The organism is Flavobacterium erigeronis, assembly GCF_054075165.1.
Genome location: NZ_JBSKGP010000002.1, coordinates 313,770 through 327,101 on the forward strand (window position 1 = coordinate 313,770; position 13,332 = coordinate 327,101).

Annotated in this window: 7 protein-coding genes; all 7 read left to right on the plus strand. The window is 33.9% G+C overall.

Going from position 1 to position 13,332, the window contains the following annotated elements; translation table 11 throughout:
• Positions 1-70: 70 nt before the first annotated feature.
• Positions 71-1,255, plus strand: coding sequence for an acetate/propionate family kinase (locus ACWA1F_RS05380; protein ID WP_456892228.1), 1,185 nt, complete (start codon positions 71-73; stop codon positions 1,253-1,255).
• Between the two features lie 101 nt (positions 1,256-1,356).
• The gene (locus ACWA1F_RS05385) at positions 1,357-4,101 is read left to right on the plus strand and encodes a helix-turn-helix and ligand-binding sensor domain-containing protein (RefSeq protein WP_456892230.1); all 2,745 of its coding nucleotides are present in this window, start codon (positions 1,357-1,359) and stop codon (positions 4,099-4,101) included.
• 244 nt (positions 4,102-4,345) lie between these two features.
• Positions 4,346-7,354, plus strand: coding sequence for a SusC/RagA family TonB-linked outer membrane protein (locus tag ACWA1F_RS05390; protein ID WP_456892232.1), 3,009 nt, complete (start codon positions 4,346-4,348; stop codon positions 7,352-7,354).
• A 4-nt stretch (positions 7,355-7,358) separates the two neighbouring features.
• Entirely contained in the window at positions 7,359-8,822 is a 1,464-nt protein-coding gene (locus ACWA1F_RS05395; RefSeq protein WP_456892234.1) for a RagB/SusD family nutrient uptake outer membrane protein, read from the plus strand.
• A gap of 77 nt (positions 8,823-8,899) precedes the next feature.
• A complete protein-coding gene (locus tag ACWA1F_RS05400; protein WP_456892236.1) occupies positions 8,900-10,276 on the plus strand; it encodes a glucoamylase family protein in 1,377 nt (458 codons plus the stop codon).
• A gap of 6 nt (positions 10,277-10,282) precedes the next feature.
• Positions 10,283-10,996, plus strand: a complete 714-nt coding sequence (locus tag ACWA1F_RS05405) for a carboxylesterase family protein (protein ID WP_456892238.1) — start codon at positions 10,283-10,285, stop codon at positions 10,994-10,996.
• A gap of 10 nt (positions 10,997-11,006) precedes the next feature.
• Positions 11,007-13,307, plus strand: coding sequence for a beta-glucosidase BglX (gene bglX, locus ACWA1F_RS05410; RefSeq protein WP_456892240.1), 2,301 nt, complete (start codon positions 11,007-11,009; stop codon positions 13,305-13,307).
• Positions 13,308-13,332 lie beyond the last annotated feature (25 nt).

Here is a 13,332-nt window from a genome sequence, read left to right on the forward strand (position 1 = left end):
AAAAAAGTTTGAGTTTTTGAGGAAACTCAGCACCTTAGAAACTTAGCATCTTAGAACCTTATTAATAAAAATGAAAATACTAATTATAAACTCAGGAAGTTCTTCAATTAAATATCAATTAATGGTAATGCCAGAAAACGAAGTAATTTGTTCTGGAATGATTGACCGAATTGGTTTAGAAACTTCAAATATTACTTTTAAAACCGCTAATGCTTCATACGAAGAATTGCTTCCAATTCCGAGTCATAAAGTAGGCTTGCAGAAAGTAGCCACTATGCTTTTGGATAACGAAAGAGGAGTAATTAAATCGACTTCAGAAATTACCGCTGTTGGACATCGCGTGGTACATGGCGGAAGCGATTTTAGCGATACGGTAAAAATTGATGATAAAGTAAAAGAAAAAATCAAGCAGCTTTTCGAATTGGCTCCTTTGCATAATCCCGCCAATTTAGAGGGAATTAATGTGGCTGAGGAAATTTTTAGTTCTGCAGAACAAATCGCCGTTTTTGACACTGCTTTTCATCAGAGTATGCCAGAGGTTGCGTATAAATATGCTATTCCGAATTATCTTTTGACTGAAAATAAAGTGCGTGTTTACGGTTTTCACGGAACGAGCCACAAATATGTTTCTGAAAAAGCCATTAATTATTTAAAAGATAATTCGAAAATAATTACCATTCACTTGGGAAATGGCTGCAGTATGGCCGCTGTAAAAGACGGAAAATGTATTGATACTTCGATGGGATTTTCGCCTTCAAATGGTTTAATTATGGGAACTCGCGCAGGTGATATTGATCAGTCTGTTATTTTTTATATGATTAAAAATTTAGGATATACTCCAGATGAAGTAAATGCCGTTTTATTGAAGCAAAGCGGTATGCTTGGTCTTACAGGTTACAGCGACTTGCGCGATATTGAAGCAGAGGCCGAAAAAGGAAATAAAGACTGTCAGCTTGCATTACAAATGAATGCCTACAGAATTAGAAAAACCATTGGTGCTTATGCGGCTGCGTTAAACGGATTGGATGCCATTATTTTTACTGCCGGAATTGGAGAGAATTCTTCTTTTATGCGTAAACTGATTTGTACCGATTTGAATTATTTCGGAATTGAAATTGACGTGGAAAAAAATCAAATCCGTTCTAAAGAATTAAGAGAAATCAATACAGAAAAATCTATTGTAAAGGTTTTGGTTGTTCCGACAGATGAGGAATATGAAATTGCAAATCAGGTTTATCATTTACTTGAAAATTAATAAAATAACATTTTGTTTTATAAAGCTTCTCATTCGAGAGGCTTTTTTTACGCCTTAAAATTAAATATTTGTGAGTATCTTTGGGTTTAAAAACGAATATCTTGAAATCGATACTTTTTAAATCAGTTTTCTTCTTTTTCATCGCTTTACAACTTCAAGCACAAGAATTACTTCCATTTGTCGAAAATTACAGCAAATCAGATTATCAGGGAGATAATCAGATCTGGAATGTAGCTCAGGGAAATGATAATGCCATGTATTTTGCCAATAACCATTATTTGCTTCGCTACGACGGAGTAAAATGGGAAAAATATACACTTCCAAACAAAACCATCATTCGCTCTATTCTAATTGAAGGCGATAAAATCTATTCTGGATCTTACAAAGAATTTGGTTATTGGTACAGAAAAGATGGAACAATGCATTACGTTTCTATTACCAAAAATCTTAGATTATTTGATGAAAAAGACAACGAAGAAATCTGGAAAATATTCCGATTTAATGGTTCTCTTTATTTTCAATCTTTTAATGACGTTTTTATTTATAGCGGAAAAACGATTAAGAAAATCAAATTTCCATTTCTTATTTCATACTGTTTTGGAGTAGATAAAGATTTATATGTCGCGTCTGTTAGGGACGGGATTTTTAAAATGAATGGTAAATATATTGCCAATCCAAAAGGATGGAGTGTTTTAAAAAATACGGTTGTTCATGCTATAGAAAAGTATCAAAACAAGACTTACATCTTCACACAGAAAAAAGGTGTTTTCACTATAGAAAAAGACGGATTAAAAAGCTGGGATAATCCAATAAACGAAACTTTAAAATCAGCTACAGTCAATGTGGCAAAATTCATCAAGAACGAAAAACTGATTATTGGAACAGGAAATCGCGGAATTTTCATTTTAGATTTAAAAAATAATTCATTTAAAAATATCGAACGTGATAATGTTTTAATGAATAATTCAGTCCTAAGTATAGGATTGGATAAAGAAAACGATTTATGGGTTGGTCTGGATAACGGTATTGCACATGTTGAGGTTAATTCTCCAATTTCTTTCTTTTACGATAACTCTGGGCTTTTAGGTTCTGTTTATGCTGTGGCTTCTATCAATAAAGGTTATTTAATTGCTTCAAATCACGGAATTTTTGAATACAGCGCTGGAAAATTTAATATGATGCCCAATACGCAAGGGCAGGGCTGGAATATTTCTTCAATTGACGGAAAATATATTATTGGTCATAACGATGGTACTTTTTCGTATGAAAATAATACTTTAAATAAAATAAATGGTGTCAGCGGAGGTTGGAACATGGCTAAAAGCAGCATCAATAATACTTATTTTCAGTCTACTTACAGCGGTATTTTGGTTTATGATGATCCTTCCAATATGTCTCATTATAAAATCATAAAAGATCTAGCCAAACCTATAAAATATGTTGCTCAAAACAAAAAAAATGAAATCTGGGCTGCCGATAACTATCGTGGTCTGTATCGTGTTTTGCTGGACGATAATTATAATACGCTAAAAGTTGAAAATGTTACGCAGCAGAGCAAAATAATAAATGATTTCGGAATTAAGATTTTTGAGTTTAGAAAAGAAATACTTTTCCTCATTAATAATACTTGGTATACCTACAATTCTATAGCCGCTAAATTGGAGGAAAATGAATTGTTTAATGCCAATTTCAAAAACGTAACAGATGTCGTTTCTATAGACGAAGACCATTTTATGGTTTTGCAAAACGGAATCTTGTATCATATTTATGCAGAAGGAAACAAATTTGTCTGGAATATTATTCAGGAGAAATATTATAAAGGAAAATTGATTAATGAGAATCTAAGAATTTTTAAGAAGGACAATTATTATTTATTTAATCTAGATGACGGATTTATTTCGCTTAAGCTCGAATATGAAAACAAACAGAATTCGGGAGTAAAGATTGAAGCATTTAGTAATGATAATTTGATTGCGAGTGAAGAGAAAATTAAATTCAATACCGAATTAAAGATTAATGTCATTTCTGGAATTTACGGAGCGAGCAGACCAAATCTATTTTATAAACTCGATAAAGAAAAAGAATTTATTCCAATTTCTGACGGATTGATCGTTTTGAACAATTTAAGCAGCGGATATCATACGGTAGAAATCTTCAAACACGATGGAGCAACTTATGATAAAGTTTCTTCATATAAGTTTAAAGTTGCAGAACCGTGGTATTTTTCTTTTTGGATGATTCTGCTGTATCTTCTTGTTATTGGAGCAATTTTATTTTTCTATTATAAATGGAATAAGCTTCGTTATATGCAAAAACTAAAATTGCAAGGTGAAGAATTAAAGCATCAAAGAGAAATTCTCGAAATGGAGCTGAAGAAAGAAAACGAACTTAACATCCAAGAATACGAAAAACATATTTTAGAATTAGAACTACAGGCAAAATCTTCTGAAGTTGCAGGAAAATCGTTATCAATCGCAAAACAAACTGAAATGATTGATAAAATTCAAGGTATTCTCGAGAGCGAAAAAGATTTTAGCAAGCTTAAAAACGAAATTAGAAAAGCAATTAAGATTAATGAAGTAAATAAACACGAATGGGAAACTTTTGAGACCAATTTGAATCAAATTCATAACGAGTTTATCATTAATCTTTCTAAAAAATATCCACACCTAACTCCAAAGGATATTAAATTATGTGTTTATCTTAAAATGAACCTTTCTTCTAAAGAAATTGCTCCTATGATGAATATCTCTTTTAGAGGTGTAGAATTGCATAGATATCGTCTTAGAAAGAAGCTAAACCTCACTCAGGACGAAAACCTGTCAAAGTTTTTATTAAGTCTGTAAGATTTGATTTTATTTTTTACAGAATTTATATTTTTAGATATTATTTTTTATATAATTACGATACATCATTACTACATCATAACGATATGTTAAAGCATTTTTGTTAACATTTATTGAGTTGATAATCATTATTATAACGTTAAATTTTAACACAATGATGTAGCTATGCTGTAGTGGTAATTGATGTACTACAACGTTGTAATTGCTTAATTTGGCTCTACTAACTTAAACGATTACGTACTGTATGAAAAATTTTATTTTTAGCTTTTTAGCACTCTTGCTGCTGCCTACATATATGATGGGGCAAGCACAAGCAATCAAAGGAAAAGTAGTTGACAGTAATGGAATGGGAGTTCCAGGAGCAATAATCGCTTCAGCTGACGCTAGGGCAACTGCAGACGCAGATTTCGACGGAAACTTTACTATTAACGCAAAACCTGGAGACATCTTAAAAGTTTCTATGTTAGGTTTTGATTCGGTTTCTGTACCGGCAACTGCCGCACCAATGACTATTACTTTAAAAGAATCAGGCGATACTGCCTTAAAAGAAGTAGTTGTAATTGGGTACGGTACAAGAAAGAAAATTGATAATACTTCGGCGGTAAGCTCAATTAAGTCCGAAGAAATTACCAAAATGAAGGTGTTAAATGCTTCGCAAGCTATTCAAGGTAAAGCAGCGGGTGTTCAGGTTTCTACTTCAGATGCACCAGGAAGTACACCATCAGTTGTGATCAGGGGAGCGGGTACTGCATTAGGAGGAAGAAATCCTCTGTATGTTGTAGACGGTATGCCTACTGAAAACATTAACAACATTAATACTAATGATATTACATCTTATGAAGTTTTAAAAGATGCTTCTGCATTAGCTATTTACGGTACTAGAGGTGCAAATGGTGTAATTATGATTACAACCAAAGGCGGTAAAGGAAAACTTACTGTAGATGTTGAAAGTTTTGCAGGGGTTAGAACTCCATTAAAAACTGTGAAAATGGCAAATAGTGACGAGTATATTCGTTATAGTAATGCCGCTTACAGTGCAGATTTTCCACAAGGAAGATTCTCTGCTAACCAGCCATATAACACAGATTGGCTAGATGCAATTACAAGAACAGGATCTTATACTCAGAACAATATTTCGGTTTCTGGATCTTCAGATAATGTAAAATACTTTTTTAGTGTTGGAAATTATGAAGAAAAAGGAATTTTGAATGGATCTGATTATGGACGTACTACTTTTAGAAACAATAACGAGTTCAAACTTTCAGAAAAAGTAAAATTGACTCAAAATTTCAGTGTAAGTAGTATTAAAAATACACCAATGCCTTTGAGTGCATTTACTAATGCTTACAGACAGTCTCCATTAGTTCCTGTGCGTTATGCAGATGGAAAATATGGTGTGCCATTTGTTTCAAATGGAGTAGTATCAAACACTGGAGCATCATTTAATAATGTTGGAAATCCAGTAGCTCAATTAGATTATACAGATGAGCAACAACAAAGTGTTATTTTACAAGGAGGTTTAAAATTAGATTGGGATATTATTAAGTCATTAAAATTTACATCTCAATTTAATGGAGAATTTTATACTTACAAACAATACAATTATGTAGATAACTTAGCTCTTTGGTTATCAGCAGATCCTACTCGTATCGCATCAGGGTATCCTTCAGATTTGAATAAAAATACTTTGACAAGAGGTAGAGACCAATATTTTAACTGGAATTTATCTAACTATTTTACTTATAATAAAGTTTTTGCAGAAATTCATGATGTTGAGGTTACTGCAGGTATCGAGGCTAACGTACAAGGTACAAGAGAGAAATTAACGATTGATAGAAAAAATGTAAATCCAAATTCTAACTATTGGTCATTAAAAGATGTAAATACAGTAAGTACTGTAACAGGTTATAAAGATGAAGCACTAAACCAAAGAAGATTAGCATCTTATTTCGCTCGTTTCCAATATAAATTAATGGATAAATACTTGCTTACAGGTACTGTAAGACGTGACGGTTCTTCTCAATTTGCTGAAGACAAACGTTGGGGAACATTCCCATCAGTTGGTTTAGGATGGGTAATTTCAAAAGAAAGTTTCTTAAGCAATGTTGAGACAATAAATTTATTAAAACTTAGAGGATCTTGGGGTAGATTAGGAAATCAAAATGTACCTCTTAATACTCAATTATTAACTTCAGGATTAGATTATTCAGGTTTAGGTTCTGGTACTACAGTTAATTCTCAAGTAGACCCTAATTTATCTTGGGAAATCGTAGAAGAACTTTCTGGAGGTTTTGATTTTGAATTATTGGACAGCAGATTAAAAGGATCTTTTGATGTGTACGATAAAAACACAACAAATACAATTTTAAATGTTAAGCCTTATTCATCTTCAGGAATTACAGTTGCTACACCAGCACACGTTGGAGAAGTATCAAACAAAGGTTATGAAATCGCATTACGTTGGGATGATAAAATCAATGATAATTTAAGCTACTGGGTAGGAGGGAATTTCTCTCACAATAAAAATGAACTTACTAGCCTTAAAAATGTTCAGTTAAATCCAATTATTGGAGGAAGTTTAGGAAATGGTCAAAACACTAAACTGCTTGATAATACATCTGTAGGTCAGCCATTAGGTAGTTTCTACATGTATGAGTATGCAGGTGTTGATCCAACAAATGGTCAAATGCTATACTACAAAGCAGATGGTTCTAAAGTTGCTCAAGCAGGATTAGACGAACTAAAAGACAAAAAATATGTAGGTTCTCTTTTACCAACTTCTACTTACGGAGTTACTTTAGGATTAAATTACAAAAACATAGATTTCTCTGTTGATGGTTACGGAACAGGAGGAGCAAAAGTTTACAATGGAAAAAAAGCACAAAGATTTGGAGGAGAAAATGTAGAAGCTTCTATGGCTAATGGTTTTTGGACACCTACAAATACAACATCTTCAATTCCAGCACCATCAAACTTGACTCCTTATGCGTCAACGTACTATTTGGAATCTGCTGATTTCTTTAGAATCAATAACATTACTTTAGGATATAAACTTCCATTAAGTGAAAACAGCTTTATTAGCTATTGCAGATTATATGTAAATGCAATTAACCCATTTATTACGCAAAAATTCTCTGGATTTTCACCAGATGTTGTGTCTGATGGTAAGTTAGTTGAAGGTACTCAGGGTGTTGAGTTAGATGCTTACCCATCATTGAGATCATTTGTTATTGGTGCAAATTTAAAATTTTAATATTATGAAAAGATTATATATATCAATGTTTGTACTTTCTGGGCTATTATTATCAGGATGTTCAGATGACTTTTTGGATGTAGAGCCAACAGAAGCTATTCCTGCTGATCCAGCTTTGGTAAATAGCGATGAAGGTGCTAAAGGTTTTGTTACCGCAATTTACAATCAATTTTTAGGATGGGAAATGTCTTCTTTTGGATGGAATGCCGTTTCAAGCATTATCTCAGATGATGCAGATAAAGGTTCTGACCCTGGAGATGCAGGTGGAGATAAAGATATTATCGATGCTTTAACTTATAATGCTTCAACTGCTTCATTTCAATCGACTTGGAATGCAAATTATGCTGGAATTAACAGATGTAATCAGGCATTGGCAATGTTTCCTAAATTAGATCAGGTAACACCAGCTTTAAAAGACAGATTAATTGGTGAATCTAAGTTCCTTAGAGCTTTTATGTATTTTACTTTAGTAAAAGGATACGGAGGAGTTCCTATTGTTGATCATTTAGCTACAGTTCCAATTTCTGAGGAAGATAGAAAAATGCAATTGACTCGTAAATCAGTAGCAGAAGTTTATGCTTTTATCGAACAAGATTTAAATGATGCTATCGCTGCTTTGCCTTTAAAATCAGCATATACTGGAGTAGATGTTGTGAGAGTTTCTAAAGGTTCAGCATATGCTTTATTAGCAAAAGTAAGCTTATACCAGAAAAAATGGCAGGCAGTTATAGACAACTGTGATAAAGTAACAGGTTATTCTTTAGTTTCTGATTATTCTCTTCAGTTTAAAAAAGAAGGCGAATTTGGTCCAGAATCAATTTTCGAAATTAATGGAGTAGGTTCTACTTCTAGTCCTGGATTTGGAATTGGAAACTACACTGTATCTCAAGCACCTCGTGGAGCTGGAGGATGGGGTTGGGGATTCAACACACCAACTAAAGGTTTAGCAGATGCTTATGAGGAAGGAGATGTTAGAAAAGATGCTACAATTATTTTCAGAGGTTCAGTTTTATATGATGGTAGAGAAGTTCCAGAAACGGTAGCAAATCCGAGATACAATTATAAAGCATATTCATCATCTTTTTACAATCAAGAATTTACAGATACAAATCTTAGATATTTGAGATATGCTGAAGTTATATTGATGAAAGCAGAGGCTTTGAATGAATTAGGACAAACTTCAGAGGCTATTCCTTTAGTAAACCAAATTCGTCACAGAGCAGGTTTAGGAGATACTCCTTTTACTTCTCAAACAGATGTTAGAAAAGCAATTTATAAAGAAAGAAGATTAGAGTTTGCTTTTGAGCATGACAGATGGTTTGATATCGTTAGAACAGGACAAGCACAAGCTGCTATGGCTGCAGATGGTAAAACATTTATTGTTGGAAAACATGAATTATGGCCTATACCAACTACATTCATAAGAGAAGCAAATGGGCTTTCTGAACAAAACCCAGGCGGTTATTAATCAAAAATCTTAAAAATCACTTCCCTTCAGATTTTCTGAAGGGAGTGATTATTTTACTAAAATCTTAAACTTTTATAATGATTAGAATTTCAGTTTTATTTTTAGCTTTTGCTTTTTTTAGCTGTGGAAAGAATGCTGATAAGGCGAAAGAAAATGTAGAGGAAAATACTTCTGGCGTTGCTGCATTAACAGATGAACAGCTTTTAGATGCTGTTCAAAAACAAACTTTTAAATACTTCTGGGATTATGCAGAACCAAATTCTGGATTAGCTAGAGAACGTTACCATCCAGATGGAGTTTATCCTGAAAACGATGCTAATATCGTAACAACAGGCGGCTCAGGTTTTGGATTAATGGCACTTGTTTCTGGAATGTCACAAGGTTATATTACAAAAGAACAAGGAGTAGAAAGACTTAACAAAATTGCAGATTTTTTAGGCAAAGCAGATCGTTTTCACGGAGCATGGTCACATTGGATTGACGGAAATACAGGAAAGGTAAAACCTTTTGGAACCAAGGATAATGGAGGAGATTTAGTTGAAACCTCATTTTTGGTTGCGGGAATGATTACCGTTCGTGAATATCTTAAAGATGGTTCTGAAAAAGAAAAAGCAGTTGCTCAAAAATTTGACGAGCTTTGGAAAGGGGTTGACTGGCAATGGTATACCAACAATAAAAATGTTTTATACTGGCACTGGTCTCCTAATTATGCTTGGCAGATGGATTTTCCTCTTCAGGGATATAACGAATGTCTTATTACTTATGTAATGGCTGCTTCTTCACCAACCCATACAATCGATGCAAAAGCGTATCATGAAGGATGGGCAAGAAGCGGAGGAATTGTTTCTTCAAAAACAAAATATAATCTCCCACTTATTTTAAAACACAATGGTGCGGAAGAATTTGGCGGTCCGTTATTCTGGGCGCATTATTCTTATGTAGGTTTAGATCCAAACCAATTGAGTGATAAATATGCTAACTATTGGGATTTAAACGTAAATCAGACCAAAATCAATTACCAGTATTGTGTTGAAAATCCAAAGAAAATAGCGGGTTACGGCCCTGAATATTGGGGATTAACAGCATCGTATTCAAGAAATCCTGACGGTTCTATTGGATATAACGCACATATGCCAAGTAATGATCAAGGTGTGATTTCGCCAACAGCGGCAATTAGTTCTATTGTGTATACGCCAAAAGAATCGATGACATTTATCCGCAATTTATATGAAAATCATAAAGAAGAAACTTGGGGAAATGCAGGTTTTTATGATGCGCTTAGTTTAGGAAATAAATGGGTAGCAAAACGCTATTTAGCAATTGATCAAGGTCCTGAAGTGGTAATGATTGAGAATTACAGAACAGGATTGTTATGGAAACTGTTTATGAATGCACCAGAAGTAAAACAAGGTTTAACAAAACTTGGATTTAAATCTGGGAAATACGGAATCTAAGTTTCTATGAAGAATAAATTAGCCTTTATATTTCTGTTATTTTCTATCGTTGTTTTTGGGCAGAGTGAAACAACGGGAAAAATTAACACCGTTATAATGTCTAAATATGAGCTTGGATATGTTTTGCATCGTCCAGCGAATGTTAAAGAGAAAAAGCCGTTAATCGTTTTTATTTCAGGAGATGGAGAAAAAGGAACCGATCTGGAAAAAGTAAAAATTAATGGCCCTTTAAAATATTTAAAAACACACCAATTAGACGCTTATGTTTTGGCTCCACAATGCAAGGAAGACGAAAATTGGGATATAGAATCCATTTATCAGCTGATTGTAAAAATTCAGAAAGAAAATAAAATTGATTCAGAAAGAATATATGTTACTGGTTTGAGCTCAGGAGGTTGGGCTTCTTGGAATTTGGCTTTTGCACATCCAGATCTATTTGCCGCAAATGTACCTGTCGCTGGCTTTGTAGATTTGATTCAGTTAGAAAAAACTTGTGAAATAGCCAATATTCCAACCAGAATTTACCACGGACTTTTAGATGATGTGGTCAATGTCAATTATGCAATCGCGATTTATAAAGAATTGAAAAAATGCAATGCAAAAGATGTTAAGCTGACCATTTTTGATGATGCGAATCACGATAGTTGGACAAGAGTTTATGATAATGCAGCAATCTATGAATGGATGTTGCAGCAGAAGAAAACGAATACAAACAAATAAATAGAATAGAATGAAAAACAAATTAGTCTTACTTTTTTTAGGATGCGCTGTTTTGGGTTACGCTCAAAAAAAGCCTGCTAAAAACACAGTAAAAATTAAACCAAAGTCTGAATTTGTGGCGGAGTTGATGTCAAAAATGACTTTAGACGAGAAATTGGGCCAGTTAAATTTGCCAACATCTGGAGATATTACAACAGGACAGGCAAACAGCTCAAATGTGGCAAAAAATATTGCTGAAGGAAAAGTGGGTGGTTTGTTTAACATTAAATCTGTTCAAAAAATTAAAGAAGTGCAGAAAATTGCGGTTGAAAAAAGCCGTTTAAAAATTCCGTTGCTTTTTGGTATGGACGTTATTCACGGTTACGAAACAACGTTTCCAATTCCGTTAGGATTATCTTGTACTTGGGATATGGGCTTGATCGAAAGAAGTGCTCAAATCGCTGCTAAAGAAGCAAGTGCAGACGGAATCAACTGGACATTCTCTCCAATGGTTGACATTTCTCGTGACCCAAGATGGGGAAGAGTTTCTGAAGGTTCTGGAGAAGATCCATATTTAGGAAGCCAGATCGCAAAAGCAATGGTAAACGGTTACCAGCAGCGCGATCTTTCTAAAAATAATTCAATTTTAGCGTGTGTAAAACACTTCGCTTTATACGGAGCTCCAGAAGGAGGACGTGATTACAACACCGTAGATATGAGCCACATTAGAATGTTTAATGACTATTTTCCTCCTTACAAAGCAGCAGTTGATGCTGGTGTAGGTTCTGTAATGGCATCTTTCAACGAAGTTGACGGAATTCCAGCAACAGGGAACAAATGGTTAATGACAGATGTTTTAAGAAAACAATGGGGCTTTAAAGGATTTGTAGTTACAGATTTTACTGGTATTCCAGAAATGATTCCTCACGGAATGGGAGATCTTCAAGATGTTTCAGCTTTAGCTTTAAACGCTGGTGTTGAGATGGATATGGTTGGAGAAGGTTTCTTAGGTACTTTGAAAAAATCTTTAGATGAAGGAAGAGTAAAAATCGAAACAATCGACAATGCTGTAAAACTTATCTTAGAAGCAAAATACGATTTAGGATTATTCCAAGATCCATACAAATACTGTGACGAGAAAAGAGCTAAAACGGAGATTTTCACAACAGACAGCAGAAAAGAAGCTCGTTCAATTGCGGCTCAATCTTTAGTATTATTAAAAAATCAAAACCAAGTTTTACCACTTAAAAAATCAGGAACAATTGGTTTAATCGGACCATTGGCAGATGCTAAAGAAAACATGCCAGGAACTTGGTCTGTGGCAACAAAAATGGAAAATGCCGTTTCATTATTGAGAGGTATTAAAGAAGTTGCAGGGGCTGGAACGAAAGTTTTATATGCTAAAGGAAGTAATTTAGATTACGATGAAACTTTTGAAACAAACGCTACAATGTTTGGAAAAACATTACACCGTGACGCTCGTACAAAAGAAGAATTATTGGCAGAAGCTTTAAAAGTTGCTGAACAATCAGATGTAATTGTGGCAGCTTTAGGAGAATCTGCAGAAATGAGCGGAGAATCTAGCAGCCGTACGAATTTAGAGATTCCACAAGCGCAGAAAGATTTATTGAATGCTTTATTAAAAACAGGAAAACCTGTTGTATTAGTTTTATTTGACGGACGTCCGCTAGTAATTACTGACGAAGAAAAAACAGTTCCTGCTATTTTAAATGCTTGGTTTGCTGGTACAGAAGCAGGTTATGCTATTGCTGATGTATTATTTGGAGATGTAAATCCTTCAGGAAAATTAACTTCAACTTTCCCAAGAAGTGTTGGTCAATTGCCAATTTACTACGCACACAAAAACACTGGAAGACCGCTTGAGAATAAAGAAGGAAAATTCGAAAAATTCAGATCAAATTATATTGACGAAAGAAACGAGCCTTTATTCCCATTCGGATTCGGTTTAAGTTACACCACTTTTGATTATTCAAACTTGAAAATTTCTTCAGATAAAATGAATGCATCTGGAAATTTGAAAGTAACAGTTGAGGTAACTAACACTGGAAATTTTGACGGAAAAGAAACAGTTCAATTATACATTAGAGATTTAGTTGGTTCAGTAACAAGACCAGTTAGAGAACTAAAAGGTTTCCAAAAAATAGCACTTAAAAAAGGTGAAAAACAAACAGTAAGTTTTGACATTACTGTTGAAGATTTAAAATTCTACAACTCTGATTTACAATTTGTAGCAGAGCCAGGGCAGTTTGATATTTTCGTTGGAGGAAATTCAAATGCCGATAAGAAAGTTAGTTTTGAGTTAACTAAATAGTTGGTTTATTTGATTAGTGAAAAGC